Below are 22,373 nucleotides of genomic sequence, written 5' to 3'. Positions count from 1 at the left end.
TGGCTTCCTTCGGAGGGGTGTTACTTGGGAGGGGTACCGGAGTAGTCCCGGCTGATGGCTTCCGCCGTGCGGCGCACCAGCGGGAGCAGGGTGAGGAGTTCCTCGGCGGTGACGACGACGTTCGGCGCGGAGACCGACATGGCGGCGACGACCCGGCCGTCCGCGCCGCGGATGGGGGCGCCGACGCAGTTGATGGACTCCTCGTGGCCACCGAGGTCGGTGGCCCAGCCCTGTTCGCGCACCTTCTCCAACTCCCGCAGGAACGCTGCGGCGTTGGGGGTCGAACGGGCCGTGTACATGGGGTAGTCGAGCTTCTCCGCGAGGGCGCGGCGCTCGGCTTCGGAGAGGTCGGCGAGCAGCAGCTTGGCGACGGCGGCCACGGTGATGGCGACCGGCTTGCCGACGCGCGAGTACATGCGCACCGGGTAGCGGCTCTCGACCTTGTCGATGTAGAGGACCTCGTTCTCCGCGTACACCGCGAGGTGGACGGTGTGCCCGACCTTCTCGTTGAGTTCGACGAGATGGGCGTGGGCGATCTCGCGGACGTCGAGGTTCTCGACGGCCTCCTGGGCGAGCGCGAACAGGCGGGCGCCGAGGCGGTAGCGCTGGTCGGTCTGGCGGTAGACCAGGCCGTGCTCGTGGAGGGTGCGCAGCAGGCGCAGCGCCGTGGACTTGTGCACGCCCAGGCGGTCGGCGACCTGGCCCAGGTCGGCGGGTCCCTCGGCGAGCAGCGGCAGGATGCTGAGCGCGCGGTCGACGGTCTGGCTCATGGTGTACGTACCTCCTCGTCCACCCCGTCGTCGGCTGCTGCCCAACCGGGGCCGACGTGCAGTGTCCCCCACGAGGCGGCGTCGAGGCCGACCAGGCGGTCCGCCCGGGCGCGGCTCGGCGGCGCGGCGAGGTCGCCGGGCTCGGTGAGGGCGACGGCGGCCCAGAGGTGGCCGTGCCTGAGGCGTTCGGCGACGGGCAGTCCGCGCAGGGTGGCGGAGAGGAAGCCGGCGGCGAAGGCGTCGCCCGCGCCCACGGCGGCGACGACGTCGACGCGCGGTGAGGGCTCCTCGTGGCGTCCGTCGGCGTCGAAGGCGACCGCGCCGTCGGCGCCGCGCTTGACGACGAGCAGCGACGGTTCGGGCAGTGCCTCGCGGATGGCGTCGGGGCCGCCGGTGATGCCCCAGGCGTCCTCGGCCTCGTCGTCGCCGACGAAGACGATGTCGGCGCCGCGCGCGAGTTCCAGGAGCACCTCGGGGCCCTCGGCGGCTCCCGACCACAGGCCGGGCCGGTAGTTGACGTCGAAGGAGACGAGGGGGCGGCCGGCGCGCGGGGCGGTCAGCTCGCGCAGCAGGCCGAGGCAGCTGTCGGAGAGCGCGGCGGTGATCCCGGACAGGTGCAGGATCCGGCCGGAGCGCAGCGCGTCCAGGTCCAGGTTGGCCGTGGACATCGCGGAGGCGGCGGACCCGGCGCGGTAGTAGGCGACCTCGTGGGCGGCGGTGGCCCGGTCGCCCGCGGTGCGGAAGTAGATGCCGGTGGGCCGGTGCAGATCGCGGCGTACGGCGGAGGTGTCGACGCCGTACGCGCCGATGGCCTCCACGAGGTGGTCGCCGAAGCCGTCGGCGCCGACCCGGCTGACCCACGCGGAGCGGTGCCCCGCGGCGGCGAGGACGCACGTCACGTTGGACTCGGCGCCGCCGATCCCGCGATCGAACGAGGGCACGTCGGCGAGCCGCCCGGGGACGGAGGGCCGGAACGTGACCATGGACTCGCCGAGCGCGACTACATCGGCGCCATCGACGACATCGCCGGCGCTGGTCGGTACTGCGGGTCCGGTGGCGGTCACGGTGGGTCGCACTCCTCGCGGCAGGGGACTTCGGGCTCCGTTGACCCGACGTTGGCTCGGATGTTAGACAGCATGAAGCGACATACGCAATGACCGTTGCAAATGGTGCAACGGGCTGCCTGGAGGAGGCGCCGTGACCGCCCAGAACGCCGACAATGCCTTCGAGCGCCGCACCGCTCGTCTTGAGGAGCTGGCGACGGAGCGGGGGGACTTCCGCTTCAAGGGACTGCCTCCCGAGGCGGACGGCGCGACGATCGGCGAGCTGGCCGCCCGCCGCCTGAACCTCTTCACGGACGGCTTCACCACGCCCGTCCTCGCCCTCTCCGCCGAGCGCCTGGAGCACAACCTCGCGCTCATGGAGGCCTATTCGGCCCGGCACGGCCTCGCCTTCGCCCCGCACGGCAAGACGTCGATGGCCCCGCAGCTCTTCCACCGGCAGCTCGAGCACGGCGCGTGGGGCATCACCCTCGCGGTGCCGCACCAGGTGCGCGTGGCAAGGGAGTTCGGCATCGACCGGATCTTCCTGGCGAACGAGCTCGTCGACGCGTCGGCGCTGCGCTGGCTCTCCAAGGAGCTGGACGCCGACCCGTCCTTCCGCTTCATCTGCTACGTCGACTCCGTGCGCGGCGTGGAGCTGATGCAGGCCGCGCTCGCCGAGGCCGGGGCGGGCCGTCCGGTCGACGTGGTCGTGGAGCTGGGCGCGGGCGACGGCGCGCGCACCGGGGCCCGCTCCGAGGCGGACTGCGCGGAGATCGCGGACGCGGTGGCGGCCTCCTCCGCGCTGCGGCTCGCCGGTGTCGCCGGTTACGAGGGCGAGGTGCCGGACGCGGACGGCGAGCGGGTGCGCGCCTGGCTGCGCCGACTGGTCGCGCTCGCGGCGGACTTCGACAAGGCGGGCCGCTTCTCCGGGCTCGACGAGATCGTGGTGAGCGCGGGCGGTTCCGCGTGGTTCGACGCGGTGGCGGACGTGTTCGCCGAGATCCCCGAACTGGGCGCGCCCGTCCTGAAGTTGCTGCGCTCCGGCGCGTACGTGTCACACGACGACGGTCACTACCGGCACCTGACCCCGTTCAACCGGGTGCCTGAGGAGGGCGCTCTTGAGCCGGCGTTCCGGCTGTGGGCGCAGTTCGTGTCCCGGCCGAACGACGGGCAGGCGTTCACCAACGCGGGCAAGCGGGATGCCGCGTACGACATCGACCTGCCGGAGGCGCAGGTCGTGCGGGACGCGCGGACGGGCGAGGTCCGGGAGGCCACGGGTGTCGCGGTGACCGGGCTCTCCGACCAGCACGGGTGGGTTCGCACGGAGCCGGGCGCCGACGTCGAGGTGGGCGACTGGCTCGGCATGGGCCTGTCCCACCCCTGCACGTCCTTCGACAAGTGGCAGCTGATCCCCCTGGTGGAATCGGACGGCACGGTCGTGGACTACATCCGCACGTACTTCTAGGCAGCCCGCGGCCGACGCCTCACGGGCGTCGGCCGCACCCGACTTGGGCAATCGCCGCCTTGGGCGGCGGGTGGGCAAGGCGGCCCCCGGCGCCGCGCGCCGACACGACGGCCCCACCCACGGCACCGCCACGGGGCTCCGCCCCGGACCCCGCTGCTCAATCGCCGCAGGGGCTTGATTTGCCCACCCCCGCCTGGGGCAACCTGCCGCAGGGGCTTGAACTGAGAGAGGCACCCCTCATGGACCTGGTCATCCGCGACGCGCGCGTCATCGACGGCAGCGGCGGCGCTTCGTATCGAGCCGACGTCACCGTCAACGACGGCCGCATCACCGGGATCACCCCGGAGGGGACCGGCCCCCGCCCCACCGGCACCCGCACCATCGAGGCGGACGGCCTCGCCCTCTCCCCCGGTTTCATCGACATGCACGCGCACAGCGACCTCGCCGTGCTCCGCGACCCCGACCACAGCGCGAAGGCCGCCCAGGGCGTCACCCTCGAGGTCCTCGGCCAGGACGGCCTGTCCTACGCCCCCGTCGACGACCGCACCCTCGCCCAGGTCCGCCAGGCGATCACCGGCTGGAACGGCGACGGCTCGGACATCGACTTCGACTGGCGCACGGTCGGCGAGTACCTGGACCGGATCGACCGCCAGGGCATCGCCGTGAACGCGGCGTACCTGATCCCGCAGGGCACCGTCCGGATGTACGCCGTCGGCTGGGACGACCGCGACGCGACGCCCGCCGAGCTCGACCACATGAAGCGGCTCGTCGCCGAGGGCATGGAGCAGGGCGCCGTAGGAATGTCCTCCGGGCTGACCTACACCCCCGGCATGTACGCCAAGGACGCCGAACTCACCGAGCTGTGCCGGGTGGTGGCCCAGTACGACGGCTACTACTGCCCGCACCACCGCAGTTACGGCGCCGGCGCCCTCGACGCGTACCGGGAGATGGTGGAGCTGACCCGCACCGCGGGCTGCTCCCTGCACCTCGCGCACGCCACCATGAACTTCGGCGTGAACAAGGGCAAGGGCGTCGACCTGCTGGCCCTCCTCGACACGGCCATCGCGGACGGCGCCGACATCAGCCTCGACACGTACCCGTACACCCCGGGCGCGACGACGCTCGTCGCGATGCTGCCGAGCTGGGCCAACGAGGGCGGCCCCGACGCCACGCTCGCCCGCCTCAAGGACGACGAGACCGCCGAGCGGATCCGCCACCACGTCGAGGAGATCGGCGCGGACGGCTGCCACGGCGTGCCGATCGAGTGGGACAAGATCGAGATCTCGGGCGTCTCCGACCCGGGCCTGGCCTCCTGCGTCGGCAAGACCGTCGCGCAGGCCGCCGCCGAGCGCGGCGAGGCCCCGTGGGTCACCGCCCGCCGCCTGCTGATCAACGACAACCTCGGCTCGTCGATCCTCCAGCACGTCGGCCACGAGGAGAACGTGCGGGCGATCATGCAGCACCCGGTGCACACCGGCGGCAGCGACGGCATCCTCCAGGGCTACAAGCCGCACCCGCGCGCGTACGGCACGTTCCCGCACTACCTCGGCCACTACGCCCGCGACCTCGGCGTCATGTCCCTTGAGGAGACGGTCGCCCATCTGACCTCGCGTCCGGCGGCCCGGCTGCGCCTGCCCGACCGCGGCCTGGTCCGCGAGGGCTACCGCGCCGACCTGGTCCTGTTCGACCCGGAGACCGTGGCCGCGGGCTCCACGTTCGAGGCGCCGCGCACGCTGCCGGTCGGCATCCCGCACGTCCTCGTCGACGGGCAGTTCGTGATCGAGGACGGCAAGCGCACGGACGTCCTCGCGGGCCGTTCGGTGCGCAGGACCGTCAGCGGCTGAGCGATCCGGTCACTTGGGGCCCTTGCCGGCTCCCGGTGAGGCGTTCCCCCGTCCGGGGTTGCTCCCGGAGTTCCCCCGGGCGGGTGCGGTGCTGGACGCCGTGGCCGCCGGCGCCGTGGTCGCGGACGTCGACGGCGAACCGGTCGGGGCCGCGGCCTTCTCCTTGGGTTTCTCGGACGATGCGCCGGCCGTGCCGGTCGGCGTGGCCGAGGGGCCCGGCTTCGACACGGAGCCGCTCGGGGCGGGCGCGGGTCCGGTCGTCGCGGGCGCCGAGTGCTCGGCTCGCTGCCTCTTGCCGTCCTCGGCACCGCCCCAGGGCAGCGGACCGCTCGCCGGGCTCGACCCGAAGAGCCCGGTGGCGACGGCGCCGAGGAAGACGACACAGACACCCCCGAGCGTGATGCCGCCGACCCGCATGAGGCGGCGCCGCCGCCCGGAGCCGTCGGCGAACACGGCGCTGCCCCGCGCGTGCGCGGGCCCGGTGGCCGGTACGCGCGGGAGCGGGGCCGTGTCGCCCGAGGCGTCGGCCGGCTCCTGCCGGCCGTGCGCGGCGGCCGGGTCCACGTACCCGTCGTACGTGTGGGCCGCCTAGTGCCGTTCGTACGGAGTCGAGCCCCGGCCCAGCGATCACGCGAACCGGCCTCAACGCACCCCGTGCGGCCGGAACTGGACGCTGATCCGGCCGCCCGCCGCGCGGGCCGACTTGGGGATCGCGTGTTCCCAGGTCCGCTGGCAGGACCCGCCCATGACGATCAGGTCGCCGTGCCCGAGCGGCCTGCGCACGACGGGGCCGCCGCCGACGGGCCGCAGCGCGAGGTCCCGCGGTGTGCCCACCGACAGGATGGCGACCATCGTGTCCTCGCGGGCGCCGCGCCCGATCCGGTCGCCGTGCCAGGCGACGCTGTCCCGGCCGTCCCGGTAGAAGCACAGGCCCGCCGTGCTGAACGGTTCGCCCAACTCCCGCGCGTAGTGCGCGGACAGCGCGTCCCGCGCCGCGTCGAGCACGGGGTGCGGCAGCCGCTCCCCCGCCCCGTAGAACCTCAGCAGCCGCGGCACGTCGACCATCCGCTCGTACATCTGCCGCCGCTCGGCCTTCCACGGCACGCCGTCCGCGAGGTGCCCGTACAGCTCGTCGGCCCCGCTCAGCCACCCCGGCAGCACGTCGATCCAGGCGCCGTCACCGAGCACGGTGCGCCGCACCGCCCCGAGCGGCCCGAGCGCGATCTCCTCGGCCTGGTCGAACAGCGATCCCTGAAGCATGCCTCCACCGTAGCGAATGTTTCGAACATACGCGCGATTAGACGCGCCGCACCGCCCGCCGGAGGCCGGGCGTGGTCCATCTCACCCGCCCCGCCGACCCGCCCCATCAAAGCCGCGACCACCCCGGAACCCGCCGTTCCGGAGGTATCCGGCACCGCGTGCCACCGCATCCGAAACCCATGCCGCGCGGGCCGCCCCACCGGCCGACAAAGGGTGCGCGGCATCCCGAAACACGGCCGTAAAGTTTGGGGATGCAGCTCATCCAGTCGACCAAGCTCTCCAACGTCTGCTACGAGATCCGGGGCCCGGTTCTCGAGGAAGCGATGCGGCTGGAGGCGGCAGGGCACCGCATCCTGAAGCTCAACACCGGCAACCCGGCGGCGTTCGGCTTCGAGTGCCCGCCCGAGATCCTCGAGGACATGCTCCGCAACCTCGGGGACGCGCACGGCTACGGCGACGCCAAGGGCCTCCTCGCCGCCCGCCGCGCGGTGATGATGCACTACCAGACCCTCGGCGTGGAGACCGACGTCGAGCACGTCTTCATCGGCAACGGCGTCTCCGAGCTCATCGTGATGGCGATGCAGGGCCTGCTCGACGACGGCGACGAGGTGCTCGTCCCCGCCCCGGACTACCCGCTGTGGACCGCCGCCGTCTCGCTCTCCGGCGGCACCGCCGTGCACTACCGCTGCGACGAGCAGGCGGACTGGATGCCGGACCTCGCCGACATCGAGCGCAAGGTGACCGACCGCACCAAGGCGATCGTGGTCATCAACCCCAACAACCCCACCGGCGCCGTCTACAGCGACGAGATGCTGCGCGGCATCACCGACATCGCCCGCCGCCACAACCTCCTCGTCTGCTCCGACGAGATCTACGACAAGATCCTCTACGACGGCGCCACGCACACCCCGACCGCCGCCATCGCGCCCGACCTGATGACGCTGACCTTCAACGGCATGTCGAAGGCGTACCGCGTGGCCGGCTACCGGGTGGGCTGGATGGCGATCTCCGGGCCGCGCGCGCACGCGGAGTCGTACATCGAGGGCCTCACGATCCTCGCCAACATGCGCCTGTGCGCGAACATGCCGGGCCAGCACGGCGTCGTCGCGGCGCTCAGCGGACGGCAGACGGTCAACGACCTGGTGCTGCCCGGCGGGCGGCTCAAGGAGCAGCGCGACGTCGCGTACGAGCTGCTCACCCAGATCCCGGGCGTGACGTGCGTGAAGCCCAAGGGCGCGCTGTACCTGTTCCCGCGCCTCGACCCGAAGGTGTTCAAGGTCAAGGACGACCGGCAGATGGTGCTCGACCTGCTGCGGGCCGAGAAGATCATGGTGGTGCACGGCACCGGCTTCAACTGGCCGGAGCCCGACCACTTCCGCGTCGTCACGCTGCCCGACACCCGGCAGCTGACGGAGGCGGTCACCCGGATCGGGAACTTCCTCGACGGCTACAGCCAGCCGTGACGCCCCGCCCCTGTCGTGACACTCCTACTTTGGACAGGTTCTAACTTAGACACGATCTAAGGTACGATGGAGGCCAAGCTGACACGCATGCCCTGGAGGCCTCCCATGTACGAGCCGATCCGCACCAAGTCGGTCCACTCGACGGCGGCCGACAGCGGCGAATTCCCGCACCGCTCCCGCGAGGAGGAGCTGGACATCCAGCTCGCCGGGCACCTGAGCGCGCTGCTCGCGATCACCGACGAACTGCGCGCACTGGGCCCCGCGGCCGACCTCGACGAGGCGGCCGACGCACTGGCCGCACAGGTCGCCCGGCTCCGCGGCGGCAACGCCCCGGTCCGCTCGGCCGTGGCGGCCTCGGTCCACGAGCCGCACGTCGCGGCGCTGCACCAGCGGGCGCACGCCCTCGCGGGCCGCGCCCTGGTGGTCGCGGCGTCCCGCGCGGACACGGCGGCCGCGATTCTGGCGGCGCAGCGCATGGAGGCGCACGCCTCCGCGGGGGATCTCGTCGCTGTGTGACCGACGCGGACATGCGGAAGGGGCGCGGCCGGAAGCCGCGCCCCTTCCGCATGTCACACGGCTCTAGCCGAGCCGGTCCACCAGCTTGCGGTACTCGTCCCACAGCTCGGTCGGCGTGTGGTCGCCGAACGTATTGAGGTGCGCGGGCACGAGCGAGGCCTCGTCGCGCCAGGCCTCCTTGTCCACCGTCAGCAGGAAGTCCAGGTCGGACTCGGCCAGGTCCAGGCCGTTCGTGTCCAGGGACTCCTTGGTCGGCAGGATGCCGATCGGCGTCTCGACGCCCTCGGCGCGGCCGTCGAGGCGGTCGACGATCCACTTGAGGACGCGCGAGTTCTCACCGAAGCCGGGCCACACGAACTTGCCGTCCGCGTTCTTCCGGAACCAGTTGACGTAGTAGATCTTCGGCAGCTTGGCCTGGTCCTTGTCCGCCCCGACCTTCACCCAGTGCGCCATGTAGTCGCCCATGTTGTAGCCGCAGAACGGCAGCATGGCGAACGGGTCGCGGCGCAGCTCGCCGACCTTGCCCTCGGCGGCGGCGGTCTTCTCGGAGGCGACGTTCGCACCGAGGAACACGCCGTGGTTCCAGTCGAAGGACTCGGTCACCAGCGGCACGGCGGAGGCGCGGCGGCCGCCGAAGAGGATCGCCGAGATCGGCACGCCCTTCGGGTCCTCCCACTCGGGCGCGATGATCGGGCACTGCGAGGCGGGCGTGGTGAAGCGGGCGTTCGGGTGCGCGGCCGGGACGCCCGAGTCCGGGGTCCAGGAGTTGCCCTTCCAGTCGGTGAGGTGAGCCGGGGTCTCCTCGGTCATCCCCTCCCACCACACGTCGCCGTCGTCGGTGAGCGCGACGTTCGTGAAGACCGAGTTGCCCCACAGGGTCTTCATGGCGTTGGCGTTGGTGTGCTCGCCGGTGCCGGGCGCGACGCCGAAGAACCCGGCCTCGGGGTTGATCGCGTAGAGCCGGCCGTCCTCGCCGAACCGCATCCAGGCGATGTCGTCACCGATCGTCTCGACGGTCCAGCCGGAGATCGTGGGCTCCAGCATCGCGAGGTTCGTCTTGCCGCAGGCGCTCGGGAAGGCGGCGGCGACGTACTTCGACTCACCCTGCGGCGGGGTGAGCTTGAGGATCAGCATGTGCTCGGCGAGCCAGCCCTCGTCGCGCGCCATGACGGACGCGATGCGCAGGGCGTAGCACTTCTTGCCCAGCAGGGCGTTGCCGCCGTAGCCCGAGCCGTACGACCAGATCTCGCGGTCCTCGGGGAAGTGCGAGATGTACTTCGTGGAGTTGCACGGCCACGGCACGTCCGCCTCGTCGGGACCCAGCGGGGCGCCCAGCGTGTGCACGGCCTTCACGAAGAAGCCGTCCTCGCCCAACTCGTCGAGGACCGGCCGGCCCATCCGGGTCATCGTGCGCATGGAGACGGCCACGTAGGCCGAGTCGGTGATCTCGACGCCGATCGCGGACAGCGGCGAGCCGAGCGGTCCCATGCAGAACGGGACGACGTACATGGTCCGTCCGCGCATCGAGCCGCGGAAGATCCCCCCGTTCCCCTCGTTGCCCCGGAAGATCTCCCGCATCTCGGCGGGGGCCTTCCAGTGGTTCGTCGGGCCCGCGTCCTCCTCCTTCTCGGAGCAGATGTACGTACGGTCCTCGACGCGCGCGACATCGGACGGGTCGGAGGCGGCGTAGTACGAGTTGGGGCGCTTGATGGGGTCGAGCTTCTTGAACGTCCCCTTCGCCACGAGCTCCTCCGCGAGGCGCTCGTACTCGGCCTCGGAGCCGTCGCACCAGACCACATTGTCCGGCTGCGTCAGTTCGGCGATCTCGTTGACCCACGAGATCAGTTCCTGGTGGTTCGTCGGGAGGGTGTCCAGGGAGGGAGCCGCGATGTCGCGCGCCACGATCGCTCCTAAATGAGGGGTATTGAGGTTGATGCCCCGTGGGGGCTGCGACCCGGACGCTGCGCCTCCCAGTCCACTGGAGCTCAGTGGGCGCTCATCCGGTGCCGACCGCACTCATTTGATCATCCGACCGAAACGCCCATCTGTCCAGGGGGCCTCACAGGTGAGCGAAGTGAGCATCACCACTCACGGGGTCCGTTACCTACGGTCGCGTAGGTACCATGCGGGGATGAGCGTCGCCACCGAGCAGCCCGAAGTGCCCGCCGTCCAGCCGTCAGCACTGAAGCCGAGACTGCGCGGCTGGCTGCACGCGGGGATGTTCCCCGCCGTGCTGATCTCGGGCCTCTTCCTCACGGCGCTCGCGGACTCGACGCGCGGCCGGGTCGCGTGCGGGATCTTCGTCCTCACGGCCTGCCTGCTGTTCGGCGTCAGCGCGCTCTACCACCGGGGGAACTGGGGACCGCGCGCCGGCGGCGTACTGCGCCGTCTGGACCACGCGAACATCTTCCTGATCATCGCCGGCACGTACACGCCGCTGACGATGCTGCTGCTGCCGGGCGCCAAGGGGCAGTGGCTGCTGTGGGGCATCTGGGCGGCCGCCGCGGCGGGGATCATCTTCCGGGTGTTCTGGGTCGGCGCCCCGCGCTGGCTCTACACGCCCTGCTACATCGCGATGGGCTGGGCCGCCGTCTTCTTCCTGCCCGACTTCATGCGCACGGGCGGCATCGCGGTGCTCGTCCTGGTGATCGTCGGCGGGCTGCTCTACAGCGCGGGCGGCGTCATCTACGGCATCAAGCGGCCGAACCCCTCACCGCGCTGGTTCGGCTTCCACGAGGTCTTCCACTCGTTCACCCTCGCGGCGTTCGTCGTGCACTACGTCGGCATCTCGCTGGTCGCCTACCAGCACGGCTGACCCCGGGCCGGGGTCAGCCCGCGCCTTCTTCTACTCCTGCGTCTCGCCCAGGGCCCGCTTCAGGTCGTCGGCGTCCGTCACCGGCGCGTCGCACACGAAGCGGCGGCACACGTACGCCGCCTCCCGCCCGTCCACGAGCGGCCGGTCGGCCAGCAGCGGCAGCTCGCCGCCGCCCTCCTCGCCGGCCGCGACGACGGCCCCGGGAGCGGTCCCGGTGAGCGCCGCGTGGTGCAGCCGCCCGCCGACCTCCCCCACGACCGCGACCTCGCGCGGACCGTCGAGCAGCGCCTCGGCGACCGCGAGCCCGTTCCCGATGAACCGCGGCGCCCGCGGGCCCAGCGCCTTGACGACGCCGAGGGCGCGCTCGGCGGCGCTGCGGTGCGGCTCGGAGCCGGTGTGCGCGGCGTACGACAGAAGGGCACCCGCCGCGGCGGTCCAACCCGAAGGCGTCGCGTTGTCGGTCGGGTCCTGGGGCCGGCGGATGAGCTTCTCCGCGTCGGCGGCGGTGTCGTACAGCGCGCCGCTCTCCGGGTCCGTGAACCGGTCGAGGACGTGGTCGAGCAGGAACCCAGCGAACTCCAGCCACACGCCCTCGCCGGTCACCGACGCGAGCGCGAGGAAGCCCTCGGCCACGTCGGCGTAGTCCTCGAGGACGCCCGCGTTCGCGCCGACGTGCCCGTCCTTGCTGGTCCGCGCGAGCCGGGCCAGCGGGTCCATGTGCAGGCGTACGAGCAGGTCGCCCGCGCACACGGCGGCGTCCACGAGATCCTGGCGGCCGAAGTACGCGCCGGTCTCCGCCAGCGCCGCGATCGCGAGCCCGTTCCACGCCGCGACGACCTTGTCGTCCCGGCCGGGGACCGGCCGCCGGGACCGCGCCTCGCGCAGCCGCTCCCGGATCCGCTCGGCCTGCCCGGCGTCGAGGACCCCGTCCGCCTGCGGAAGCTGGAGCACGGAGGCACCCTCCTCGAAGGTGCCCTCCTCCGTGACGCCGTAGTGGCGGGCGGCCGCCTCCGCGTCGGCCTCACCGAGCACCTCCCGGAGCTGCTGCGGCGTCCACACGTAGTACGCGCCCTCGACGTGCTTCCCGCTGACCGGGTCCTCGCTGTCGGCATCGAGCGCGGAGGCGAAGCCGCCTTCGTTCGTCCGCAGCTCACGCACCATGAAGTCGGCGGTCTCCAGCGCGACCCGCTTGGCCAGCTCACTGCCCGTCGAGCGCCACAGATGCGCATACGCCCGGCACAGCAGCGCGTTGTCGTACAGCATCTTCTCGAAGTGCGGCACCGTGAACTCCCGGTCCACGGAGTACCGCGCGAAGCCGCCGCCGAGCTGGTCGTAGATCCCGCCGCGCGCCATCCGCTCGCAGGTGTCGACGGCCATCTGCAGCGCGCCCTCGGCGCCGGTGCGCGCGTGGTGCCGCAGCAGGAACTCGATCACCATGGACGGCGGGAACTTCGGCGCGCCGCCGAAGCCGCCGTACGTCGCGTCGTACTCGCGCGTGAGCCCGAGCAGCGCCTGCGCCAGCTCGTTCTCCCCCGGCAACTCCGTGTTCCCGTACGGCAGTTCCCGCGCGGCCAGATCGGCGGTGATCTTCCCGGCGACCTCGGTGACCTCGCCGTGCCGCTCGGTCCACGCGTCCCGCACGCCGTGCAGGACCTGGGTGAACGAGGGCATGCCGTGGCGCGGCTCGGGCGGGAAGTACGTACCGAAGTAGAACGGCTCGGCGTCCGGCGTCAGAAACACGGTCATCGGCCAGCCACCCTGCCCCGTGGCGGCCTGCACGGCCTCCATGTAGACGGCGTCGACGTCGGGGCGCTCTTCGCGGTCGACCTTGATGTTGACGAAGTTCTCGTTGAGGACGGCGGCGGTGGCCCCGTCCTCGAAGGATTCGTGGGCCATCACATGGCACCAGTGACAGCTCGAATACCCGACGCTGAGCAGCACCGGCACCCCGCGCCGCTGCGCCTCCGCGAAGGCCTCGGCCGACCAGGGCCACCAGTCCACCGGGTTGTCGGCGTGCTGGAGGAGGTAGGGGGACGTCTCATGGGCCAGTCGGTTCGGCATGCCTCCCATCCTCGCTCATCGTGATCCGGGTCGCGTCTCTGATCGCCGGGACCCTCGCGCCGACACCCCATACGCAGCACACTTGACCCCGTACTGTCGCCACCGGAGGGGGACCGAAGATGCGGGACAGCCATCGGGCGGAAGCCGAACGGCTGTTGGCTCGGGCCGTGGAGGAAGAGGTCAGGCGTTCGGGTGGGCGCGCGGACGGGGCCGTGCTGCTGTCCCGGGCGAAGGGCGCGCTCGACTCCATGGGGAGGAGCGCGGCCGACGAGTACGACGCGTTCACCCGGGCCCTCGACGAGGCCGACGCGGGGCGGATGACGTTCGGGCAGCGGTTCGCCAAGGAGGGCGGATCAACTCCGTTGATGGTGGCGGGGGTTGGTGCCGTCACCGCTTGTGTGGCGGATCTGGTGCTGGGGGCCGGGACCGGGACGGCCGTGGGCGCGGGTGTCGCCGTCGCCGTACTGGGGTCCGCCGCGACCGTCGCGAAGGTGACCGCTTCGCACGTGCCGGCGGCGAGTCGCAGCGCGGGGGCGCGCAATCAGCCGGGCGGTCCTGAGCAGCTGCGGTTGCAGTGGCTGACGGCGCTGGAGGTGCGGGGCATCAGGCCGTTCCTCGATCAGCAGCGGGTGCTCGCCGCGAGCACCGGGACGTCGAAGAAGACGGTGGGGCCGCAGCTGCGGCGGACCGACAAGAGCGCGGCCGCGCGGCGGCGGAGCGTTCTTGAGCAGTCGTTCGGTCAACTGCCGGAGCCCGAGGGGCCGTTCGCCGGGCGTCGCGTCGCGATGTCGCAGATCGCGCAGTGGGTGCACGCGGCGCGGGCCAGCACCGAGACCCGGCCGACCGTGGTGGTGCTGCACGGGGACCCGGGTGTCGGGCGGACGACGCTCGCGGTGCGTGCGGCGCACGAGCTGCGGGACCAGTTCCGCGGGGCGTGCGTGGTGGATCTGCGCGGCGACCGCCCGGACACCGCGCCGCTGCCGACGCGGGACGCGCTGCTGCATCTGCTGAACCGGCTGGGGGCGCCGCGCGAGCAGTTGCTGTTCCGTGAGCGTTCCTCGCAGGAACAGCAGGTCAAGCGGCTCAGCGAGCTGTACCACCAGCATCTGACGGGGCTGCCCGTGACCATCGTGCTCGACGACGCGGCGAGCGCCGAGCAGGTGCGCACGCTTGTTCCCGAGCGCTCCGACAGTCTCGTGATCGTCACGTCGCGCGAGCCCCTGGAGCTCGGTGACGACACACCCGCCTGGGTGCACCATCTGCCCGTCCGGGCTCTCGACTCGGCGGGCGCGGAGGAGCTGCTGCGGGAGGCCGCGGAGGACCCGAGCGGCCCGTACGACGCCGAATCCTCGGACGCCGTACGGGAGTTGTGCGGCGGCCTGCCGCTGGCGCTGCGCGTCGCGGGCTCCGCGATCGGGCCGCGCACGACGCGTCAGCTCGCCGCGGATCTCGCCGCGTACGGTCCCGTGGACCCGGTCGAGCGGGTGCTGTGGCTGCGCTACACCGACCAGTCCGAGCAGGGCAGGCGGCTGCTGCGGCGGCTCGCGCTCGCCGGGCGCGCCTCGCTCGGCGCGGCCGCGGCGGCCGCGCTGCTCGCCACCACGACGGCGGAGGCGGAGCGGTACCTGACGGCGCTTGCGGGCGCCGGGCTCGTCGACCATGTGCGCGGCAGCCGCTACCGGCTGCACGACCTCGTCCGCGCCTTCGCCCAGGCCCGCCTCGCCGACGAGGAGGAGCCCGCGGAGCGCACGGCCGCGCAGGAGCGGCTGATCCAGAACTACGCGGACCTGGCCGACTCGGTGATCCGCCTGGTCGACGGCAACATGTCGACGCGCGCCGGCCAGACGGGTCCGCACGGCTTCACGTCCCTGGACGCGGCGCTGCGCTGGCTGGACGACGAGTCGAGCTTCATCACGGCGGCGCTCCGGCACGCGGAGGGCGTCAACCAGGACGCGGTGCTGGGCCTGCTGGGCGCGCTGTGCGACTACTGCCTGCTGCGCGGCGACCTCTACCGTCTCGGCGAGATCCAGGAGCTGACACAGTCCATCGACCAGGGTCTGCTCATGCGCTCGGTCCAGTGGCGCACGGGTATCGCGGCCCGCCAGCTCGGCGAGCTCGACAAGGCGCGTACGACGCTGACCTCAGTGGTCGACCTGTACCGCGAGGCGCACCACAGGGCGGGCGAGGGCCGCGCGCTGTGTTCCCTCGGCATCACGCTGCACCACCAGGGCCAACTCACCGAGGCGGCGGCCAAGTTGAGGGAGGCGCTCGATCTGCAGACGACGCCGGAGACGAAGGGCGACCGCGGGTGGACGCTGCACGCGCTCGCGGCGGTCGAGCGCGACCGCGCGAACGTACGCATGTCCCTTGCCCTGCTCACCGACGCGTTCGCCCTGCACCGCGAGAACGAGTCGCTGCACGGTGAGGCGTGGGCGCACTTCCAGCTCGGCCAGCTGTGCCTGCGGATGGGCAACGTGCCGCGCGCGGAGGAGGAGCTGCGGACCGCGCTCGACCTGTACGGGCAGACCCGCGACAACCGCGGCCAGGCCTGGGCGCTGACCGAGCTGGCCCGCGCCCGGCTGATCGACGGCGAGGCGTCGGCGGCGGTCGACGGGCTGCGCCAGGCGGCGTCCCGGCACCGCGAGAATGAGGACGCGCGTGGCGAGGCGTGGACGTACTACTACCTGGGCCAGGCCCTGGAGGAGACCGGCGACCTCGACAAGGCGGTGCGGGAGCTGGAGCGTTCGCGCACGATGTTCTCCCGGATGCGTGACGTGTACGGGCTTGCCTGCGCCCGCCACCATTCGGCGCGCGTCACCCGTGACGAGCGGGCCGCGCAGACCGGCTCACTGCGCAATTCCGGCTTCGCCCGCCAGCTCCTGGTCGACGCCCGCGCCGACTTCCAGCGCATCGGGGTGCCGCACGGCGAGGGGTGGACGTGTCTGGAGCTCGCGGTGGTCGACGCGGGCAACGCGCGGCTCGCGCAGGCGATGGAGCTGTGCGAGGAGGCGGCGGCGATCTTCGCCGGGTACGAGGACCAGCGGGGCGAGGACTGGGCGACGTTCCTGCGCTGCACGCTGCTCCCGTACGCCTCCCCCGGCGGCTCGGAGGTCGGCACGGCGGTCGCGCAGGAGGAGCTGTCCCAGCTCGCCGCGGCCACGCACCCGGCGCGCGACGGCAAGCTCGACGACTACGTGGAGGCGTACCAGCTGCTCCTGGAGCGGGGCGTGGATCTGGACGCGGGCTGGCAGGCCTGGCGCCTCGGCATGGTGCCGAACCGGCACTCGCGGGACGTGATGGGCGTCGCCAAGGAGGCGCAGCGCTCATAGGCACGGCGCCGCCTCCGCCCGCCCTGAACATGACAGGCGGGGGCGCGCGCCGGACAGCGCAGCGGCCCCGCGCACGCTCGTGCGCGGGGCCGGCGGCGGGTTCAGGCGGACTTCTGCCCGGCGTCCTTGCCGCTCGTCGCACCGGCGGGCTCGTCCGACTTCTCCTTGAAGTCGACCTTGCCCATGTGCCTGTTCATCGACTTCATCAGGCCCCAGACCGCGACGGCCATCACGGCGAAGACGATGAAGCCGAGCACGCCCGGAGTCACCTTGTTCTCGTCGACCTCCTTGGCAAGAGGGACGAGATGGGTCAATGCCAGATTCGCGTTCACATCAGGCATTGTGTCGGATGCCCGCGAAGAGGTCGTCCTCGGGGAGGGAGGTATCGACGAGCGACTTCGCGAGCTCGTACTCCTCGGTCGGCCAGACCTCCTGCTGGATGTCCATCGGCACGCGGAACCAGCCGCCGTCGGGGTCGATCTGCGTGGCGTGCGCGATCAGCGCCTTGTCACGGATCCCGAAGAAGTCGGCGCACGGAATGTGCGTGGTCAGCGTGCGCTCGGTGCGCGCCATGTCGTCCCAGCGCTTGAGCCAGTCCCCGTACGGGGACTCCATGCCGCGCTCCAGGAGCGCGTTGTGCAGCGCCTCGGTGCGCGGCCGGTTGAAGCCCTGGTTGTAGTAGAGCTTCTTCGGCTGGAAGACGGGGCCGAACTCGGCCTCGGGGTACTTCTCCGCGTCGGCCGCGCCGTCGAAGGCCACCATCGTGATCTTGTGGGTCATGATGTGGTCGGGGTGCGGGTAGCCGCCGTTCTCGTCGTACGTCGTGATGACCTGCGGGCGGAAGGAGCGGATCTGCTTGACGAGGGCGCCGGCCGCGTGGTCGACGTCCTCCAGGGCGAAGCAGCCCTCGGGCAGCGGCGGCAGCGGGTCGCCCTCGGGCAGCCCCGAGTCGACGAAGCCCAGCCAGTCCTGCTTGACGCCGAGGATCTCGCGCGCCTCGTCCATCTCCTTGCGGCGGACCTCCCGGATGTTCTCCTCGACGTACTTGTCGCCCTGGAGCTTCGGGTTGAGGATGGAGCCGCGCTCGCCGCCCGTGCAGGTCACGACGTGCACGTCCACCCCCTCGGACACGTACTTGGCCATCGTGGCCGCGCCCTTCGACGACTCGTCGTCGGGGTGGGCGTGAACGGCCATGAGTCGCAGCTGCTCAGTCAAGACAAGTTCCTCGGTGAGTAATGGGGCGCCCGGGTGCCTGGAGTGCAACGGGCAGCTTCTATAGTGACGGAACCGGGGGGCGGAAAATTCCGGTGCCCGTCCCACCTGTCGGGCGACGCGAGAGGAACTGGGCGATGACCGCCGTGCAGCAGCTGCCCGAGGGCCGATACGGATCCTCGCGTTCCGCCGACGCCCGCGCCGACCGCAAGCTGAAGATCACCGGAATCGTCCTCGGCACACTGTTCGCGGCCATGATGGTCTGGTTCGGCTGGTACTACGTCGTCGGCGGCAGCAAGTTCAGCGGCGAGCTCATCGCGTTCGACACGAACAAGAGCAACGTCCAGGTCCACATGGAGATCCGCAAGGACGCCGACGCCACCGGCTACTGCACGATCCGCTCGCAGAGCGAGGACGGCGCCGAGGTGGGCCGCGCGGACTTCCGCTTCGACCAGAAGCAGGACCGGATCGACAAGGTCGTCACGCTGCGCACCACCGGCAGGGCCACCTCCGCGGAGCTCATCGGCTGTCACGCCGACTGATCGGCCCGGTCCGACGATCCGACCAATTGTCGATACGCGGCGCGGTCGCTGACCTGCGGCGACGCAACACTGATGCCTTTTGTCCTCCCCCTTTCACGCCTGAATTGTTAGGCTCGTGGTTTCGCCCACTCAGTAGGGAACATCCTTCTGAGTAGGGCGATGCTTTGTATACCCAGTACCTACGAGGAGCGACCTGTGACCCAGACCAGCGAAGACGTCACCTGGCTGACGCAGGAGGCGTACACCAAGCTCAGGGATGAGCTGGCGTACCTGTCTGGTCCCGCGCGCGAGGAGATCACTCAGAAGATCGCCGCGGCGCGCGAGGAGGGCGACCTGCGGGAGAACGGCGGGTACCACGCGGCCAAGGAGGAGCAGGGCAAGCAGGAGCTCCGCATCCGCCAGCTGACCCAGCTCCTGGAGAAGGCCAAGGTCGGCGAGGCCCCGGCGGCGACCGGAGTGGTCGCGCCCGGCATGGTCGTCACGATCGCTTTCGACGGCGACGAGGACGACACCCTGGAGTTCCTGCTCGCCTCGCGCGAATACGCGAGCAGCGACTTCGAGACGTATTCGCCCCAGTCCCCGCTCGGCACGGGGGTCAACGGCCACAAGGTGGGCGAGGACGTCGACTACGAACTGCCGAACGGCAAGAAGGCCTCGGTCCGCATCCTCAAGGCGGAGCCCTTCAACGGCTGACGCGCGAAGCACACGAGTGGGGCCCCGCAGCATGCGTGCCGCGGGGCCCCACTCGTGTGTACGGGACCGGTTGTCAGGCCGCCTTGCGGTACTTGCGCACCGCGAGGGTGCGGAAGACCAGGATGATCAGGACGGACCAGATCAGCGAGGCCCAGACCGGGTGCTCCATCGGCCAGGCTCCGGTCACCGATTTCGGTACGCCCTCGATCGTGTTGCCGAACAGCTCGCGGGCCGCCGCCACCGTGGCACTGAAGGGGTTCCACTCCGCGATGTACTGCAGGAACGTCGGCATGCCGTTGACCGGCACGAACGCGTTCGAGATGAACGTCAGCGGGAAGAGCCAGATCAGGCCGCCCGAGGTCGCCGCCTCGGGGGTGCGCACCGACAGGCCGATCAGCGCGCCGATCCAGGTGAACGCGTACCCGAGCAGCAGGAGCAGGCCGAAGCCCGCCAGGACCTTGCCGAGGTTCTCGTGCGTCCGCCAGCCGACGAGCAGCGCCACCACCGCGAGCACGGCGAGCGTCACCGCCGTCTGCACCAGGTCGGCGAGGGTGCGGCCGGTGAGCACCGCGCCGCGCGCCATGGGCAGCGAGCGGAACCGGTCGATGAGGCCCTTGTGCATGTCGTCCGCGATGCCCGCGCCGGCGCCCGCCGTGGCGAACGTGACGGTCTGGGCGAAGATGCCGGCCATCAGGAATTCCTTGTAGGCGCCGGCACTGACCCCGGCGCCCGGGATGGCGATCGAGCCGCCGAAGACGTACGTGAACAGGACCACGAACATCACCGGCTGGATGATCCCGAACAGGATCATCTCGGGGATCCGGGTCATCCGGATCAGGTTCCGCTTGCCGACGACCAGGGAGTCGCTCCAGGCGCTCATGCCCTCGCCCCCTTCGCGTCCTCGATCCGCTCGTCCGCGTCGGCCGCCGGTTCCTCGGCGACATGGCCGGTCAGCGAGATGAACACGTCGTCCAGGGTCGGGCGGCGCAGTCCGATGTCGTCGATCTCGATGCCGCGCGTGTCCAGGTCGCGGATGACCTCCGCGAGGAGCTTCGCGCCGCCGGTGACGGGGACGGTCAGCTTGCGGGTGTGCTCGGCGACGGTCGTCTCGCCCTTGCCGTAGCCACTGAGGACCTCTCGCGCGGCGTCGATGTGCTCCCGCTCGTGCACCACGACCTCGACGCGCTCGCCGCCGGTCTGCGCCTTGAGCTGGTCGGCGGTGCCGCGGGCGATGACGCGGCCGTGGTCCACGACGCAGATGTCGTGCGCCAGGTGGTCGGCCTCCTCCAGGTACTGCGTCGTGAGCAGCAGCGTCGTGCCGCCCGCGACCAGCTCCTGGATCACTTCCCACAGCTGCTGCCGGTTGTGCGGGTCGAGGCCCGTCGTCGGCTCGTCCATGAACATCACCGGCGGGGAGACGACGAGCGCTGCCGCGAGGTCGAGCCTGCGGCGCATGCCGCCGGAGTACGTCTTCGAGGGGCGGTCGGCGGCGTCCGTGAGGTTGAAGCGCTCGAGGAGCTCGCCGGCCCGCTTCTTGGCGGCCTTCTTGGACAGCTGGTAGAGCTGCCCGACCATCTGCAGGTTCTCCCGCCCCGTCAGGTATTCGTCGACCGCGGCGAACTGGCCGGACAGGCCGATGGACCGCCGTACCTCGTTCGGGTGCTTCAGTACGTCGATGCCCGCGACGACCGCCTTGCCGCTGTCCGGCGTGAGCAGTGTCGTCAGACAGCGCACGGCCGTCGTCTTCCCCGCCCCGTTCGGCCCGAGCAGGCCGAGGACCGTGCCCTCCGGTACGTCCAGATCGACGCCGTCCAGAGCTTTTACATCGCCGAAGGTCTTCACCAGGCCTTCGGCGTAGATAGCGCCTGGCATGCCGTTCCCCCAGTGTGTCGATGACTACCTATGTGAGGAAAGTGTAAATTTGCCGGGTTCCCCGCGCCCGGCAAGTCGTGAAGCGTGCCACACGCTATCGCGATGTATCGCGTACCGCCACGGAATTACTCGATGACCGTGTAGCCCGCCTCCCGCAGCGCCGCCTCGACCTCCGTGCAGTGCGCGGGACCCTTGGTCTCCAGGTGCAGCTCGACCTCCGCCTCCGTGAGCCCGAGCCGCGGATCGGTCCGTACGTGGCTCACATCGGTGACGTTGGCGTCGGCCACTGACAACACCTGGAGAAGCGTGGCCAGGGCGCCGGGGCGGTCGGTCAGGCGCAGCCGCAGCGAGAGATAGCGGCCCGCGGCGGCGAGGCCGTGGGTGAGTACGCGCTGCATCAGGAGCGGGTCGATGTTGCCGCCGGACAGCAGCGCCACGACCGGGCCCTCGAAGGCCCCGGGCTCGCTCAGGAGCGCCGCGACGGGGCTCGCGCCGGCGGGCTCGACGACCAGCTTGGCGCGCTCCAGGCAGAGCAGCAGGGCGCTGGACAGCGCGTCCTCCGAGACCGTGCGGACGCCGTCGACCAGGCCGGAGACGAGCTCGAACGGGACGTCACCGGGCCGCCCCACCTTGATCCCGTCGGCCATCGTCGACGGGTCCTTGATCGCGACCGGGTGCCCGGCGGCCAGCGAGGGCGGGTACGCGGCGGCGCCCGCGGCCTGGACGCCGATCACCTTCACGTCGGGCCGCAGCGCCTTCACCGCGACGGCGATGCCGGCCGCGAGTCCGCCGCCGCCCACGCCGACCAGGATGGTCCGCACCTCCGGGCACTGCTCAAGGATCTCCAGGCCGAGCGTGCCCTGGCCCGCGACGACGTCCGGATGGTCGAACGGGTGGATGAAGACCGCGCCGGTCTCCTCCGCGTAGCGCTGCGCCGCCGCGAGGGTCTCGTCGACCACCTGGCCGTGCAGCCGGACCTCGGCGCCGTACTCGCGGGTCGCGGCGACCTTCGGCAGGGGCGCGCCGACCGGCATGAACACCGTGGAGCGCACGCCGAGGAGCGAGGAGGCCAGGGCCACTCCTTGCGCGTGGTTGCCCGCGCTCGCGGCCACCACGCCTGCGGCCCGCTCCTCCGGCAGCAGGCCCGCGATCCGCACGTACGCGCCGCGCAGTTTGAAGGATCCGGTGCGCTGGAGGTTCTCGCACTTGAGGTGGACCGGCGTCCCGGCCAGCTGGGAGAGGTGGTGGCTGTGCGCCATCGACGTCACGCGCGCCACCCCTGAAAGCATCTTCTGGGCGCCGCGGACGTCGTCGAGGGTCACCGCGGGCGTCGAGGTCGGCAAGTAGTCAGACGCGCTGTTGCTCATGACGAAAGTCTTGCAGCTCACGGCGCACGCCTCTCGGGATGCTCACGCTGCGAGACCGGATTGCGCACGGCCGGTACGGCCAGCGCTTTCGCCGCGTACCCTGTGGGCCAATCCAGTGCAA

General features: G+C 71.5%; 19 protein-coding genes. 8 read left to right on the top strand and 11 right to left on the bottom strand.

Annotated elements, in window-relative coordinates; all coding sequences use genetic code 11:
• Nucleotides 1-20: 20 nt before the first annotated feature.
• The gene (locus ACZ7L4_RS22820; protein ID WP_422409316.1) at nt 21-770 is read right to left on the bottom strand and encodes an IclR family transcriptional regulator; all 750 of its coding nucleotides are present in this window, start codon (nt 768-770) and stop codon (nt 21-23) included.
• The gene (locus ACZ7L4_RS22815) at nt 767-1,753 is read right to left on the bottom strand and encodes a sugar kinase (protein ID WP_472105647.1); all 987 of its coding nucleotides are present in this window, start codon (nt 1,751-1,753) and stop codon (nt 767-769) included. Before ACZ7L4_RS22815 ends, ACZ7L4_RS22820 begins: the two co-directional genes overlap by 4 nt.
• Nucleotides 1,754-1,967: 214 nt before the next feature.
• Here ACZ7L4_RS22815 and ACZ7L4_RS22810 point away from each other — a divergent pair, with 214 nt between their 5' ends.
• The gene (locus tag ACZ7L4_RS22810) at nt 1,968-3,278 is read left to right on the top strand and encodes an amino acid deaminase (RefSeq protein ID WP_472105030.1); all 1,311 of its coding nucleotides are present in this window, start codon (nt 1,968-1,970) and stop codon (nt 3,276-3,278) included.
• Nucleotides 3,279-3,517: 239 nt separating this feature from the next.
• Nucleotides 3,518-5,122 (top strand): N-acyl-D-amino-acid deacylase family protein, encoded by a 1,605-nt coding sequence (locus ACZ7L4_RS22805; RefSeq protein WP_472105645.1) that lies wholly within the window; start codon nt 3,518-3,520, stop codon nt 5,120-5,122.
• Nucleotides 5,123-5,131: 9 nt separating this feature from the next.
• Here ACZ7L4_RS22805 and ACZ7L4_RS22800 read toward each other — a convergent pair whose 3' ends face one another.
• A complete protein-coding gene (locus ACZ7L4_RS22800; RefSeq protein WP_472105028.1) occupies nt 5,132-5,686 on the bottom strand; it encodes a hypothetical protein in 555 nt (184 codons plus the stop codon).
• Between the two features lie 78 nt (nt 5,687-5,764).
• Nucleotides 5,765-6,382 carry an alpha-ketoglutarate-dependent dioxygenase AlkB gene (locus ACZ7L4_RS22795; RefSeq protein WP_472105026.1) on the bottom strand — a complete coding sequence of 206 codons (618 nt, stop codon included), beginning with the start codon at nt 6,380-6,382 and terminating at the stop codon, nt 5,765-5,767.
• A 251-nt stretch (nt 6,383-6,633) separates the two neighbouring features.
• Between ACZ7L4_RS22795 and ACZ7L4_RS22790 the strand changes: the two genes are divergently transcribed.
• Complete coding sequence (locus ACZ7L4_RS22790; RefSeq protein ID WP_472105024.1) at nt 6,634-7,845, top strand: pyridoxal phosphate-dependent aminotransferase; 1,212 nt, start codon at nt 6,634-6,636, stop codon at nt 7,843-7,845.
• A 105-nt stretch (nt 7,846-7,950) separates the two neighbouring features.
• Nucleotides 7,951-8,361: an SCO4983 family protein gene (locus tag ACZ7L4_RS22785; protein WP_450815623.1), complete on the top strand. Its 411-nt coding sequence runs from the start codon at nt 7,951-7,953 to the stop codon at nt 8,359-8,361.
• A 63-nt stretch (nt 8,362-8,424) separates the two neighbouring features.
• Here ACZ7L4_RS22785 and ACZ7L4_RS22780 read toward each other — a convergent pair whose 3' ends face one another.
• The gene (locus ACZ7L4_RS22780) at nt 8,425-10,263 is read right to left on the bottom strand and encodes a phosphoenolpyruvate carboxykinase (GTP) (protein WP_472105021.1); all 1,839 of its coding nucleotides are present in this window, start codon (nt 10,261-10,263) and stop codon (nt 8,425-8,427) included.
• Between the two features lie 229 nt (nt 10,264-10,492).
• Between ACZ7L4_RS22780 and trhA the strand changes: the two genes are divergently transcribed.
• Nucleotides 10,493-11,176 (top strand): PAQR family membrane homeostasis protein TrhA, encoded by a 684-nt coding sequence (gene trhA / locus ACZ7L4_RS22775; protein ID WP_472105019.1) that lies wholly within the window; start codon nt 10,493-10,495, stop codon nt 11,174-11,176.
• Between the two features lie 30 nt (nt 11,177-11,206).
• On the opposite strand, the gene ACZ7L4_RS22770 is transcribed toward trhA, so the two are convergent.
• Nucleotides 11,207-13,237, bottom strand: a complete 2,031-nt coding sequence (locus tag ACZ7L4_RS22770) for a thioredoxin domain-containing protein (RefSeq protein ID WP_472105017.1) — start codon at nt 13,235-13,237, stop codon at nt 11,207-11,209.
• A 119-nt stretch (nt 13,238-13,356) separates the two neighbouring features.
• Here ACZ7L4_RS22770 and ACZ7L4_RS22765 point away from each other — a divergent pair, with 119 nt between their 5' ends.
• Nucleotides 13,357-16,566, top strand: a complete 3,210-nt coding sequence (locus ACZ7L4_RS22765) for a tetratricopeptide repeat protein (protein WP_472105015.1) — start codon at nt 13,357-13,359, stop codon at nt 16,564-16,566.
• Between the two features lie 101 nt (nt 16,567-16,667).
• Here ACZ7L4_RS22765 and ACZ7L4_RS22760 read toward each other — a convergent pair whose 3' ends face one another.
• Both ACZ7L4_RS22760 and mca read right to left on the bottom strand, forming a co-directional pair.
• Complete coding sequence (locus ACZ7L4_RS22760) at nt 16,668-16,907, bottom strand: hypothetical protein (RefSeq protein ID WP_472105013.1); 240 nt, start codon at nt 16,905-16,907, stop codon at nt 16,668-16,670.
• Nucleotides 16,900-17,781, bottom strand: a complete 882-nt coding sequence (mca, locus tag ACZ7L4_RS22755) for a mycothiol conjugate amidase Mca (RefSeq protein WP_472105011.1) — start codon at nt 17,779-17,781, stop codon at nt 16,900-16,902. The genes ACZ7L4_RS22760 and mca overlap by 8 nt, the downstream gene beginning before the upstream one ends.
• Before the next feature lie 134 nt (nt 17,782-17,915).
• Here mca and ACZ7L4_RS22750 point away from each other — a divergent pair, with 134 nt between their 5' ends.
• Entirely contained in the window at nt 17,916-18,320 is a 405-nt protein-coding gene (locus ACZ7L4_RS22750; protein WP_472105009.1) for a DUF4307 domain-containing protein, read from the top strand.
• A 195-nt stretch (nt 18,321-18,515) separates the two neighbouring features.
• Entirely contained in the window at nt 18,516-19,013 is a 498-nt protein-coding gene (gene greA, locus ACZ7L4_RS22745; protein ID WP_385770453.1) for a transcription elongation factor GreA, read from the top strand.
• A gap of 73 nt (nt 19,014-19,086) precedes the next feature.
• On the opposite strand, the gene ACZ7L4_RS22740 is transcribed toward greA, so the two are convergent.
• The 3 genes from ACZ7L4_RS22740 to ilvA form a co-directional block, all read right to left on the bottom strand.
• Nucleotides 19,087-19,893 (bottom strand): ABC transporter permease, encoded by an 807-nt coding sequence (locus ACZ7L4_RS22740; protein WP_472105007.1) that lies wholly within the window; start codon nt 19,891-19,893, stop codon nt 19,087-19,089.
• Nucleotides 19,890-20,885, bottom strand: a complete 996-nt coding sequence (locus tag ACZ7L4_RS22735; RefSeq protein ID WP_472105005.1) for an ATP-binding cassette domain-containing protein — start codon at nt 20,883-20,885, stop codon at nt 19,890-19,892. The genes ACZ7L4_RS22740 and ACZ7L4_RS22735 overlap by 4 nt, the downstream gene beginning before the upstream one ends.
• A 125-nt stretch (nt 20,886-21,010) precedes the next feature.
• Complete coding sequence (ilvA, locus tag ACZ7L4_RS22730) at nt 21,011-22,252, bottom strand: threonine ammonia-lyase (protein ID WP_472105003.1); 1,242 nt, start codon at nt 22,250-22,252, stop codon at nt 21,011-21,013.
• Nucleotides 22,253-22,373 lie beyond the last annotated feature (121 nt).

Source organism: Streptomyces sp. NPDC107575 (assembly GCF_055657265.1).
The sequence above is the reverse complement of the archived record's forward strand: the minus strand, read 5'-3'. Positions and strand labels throughout refer to the sequence as shown.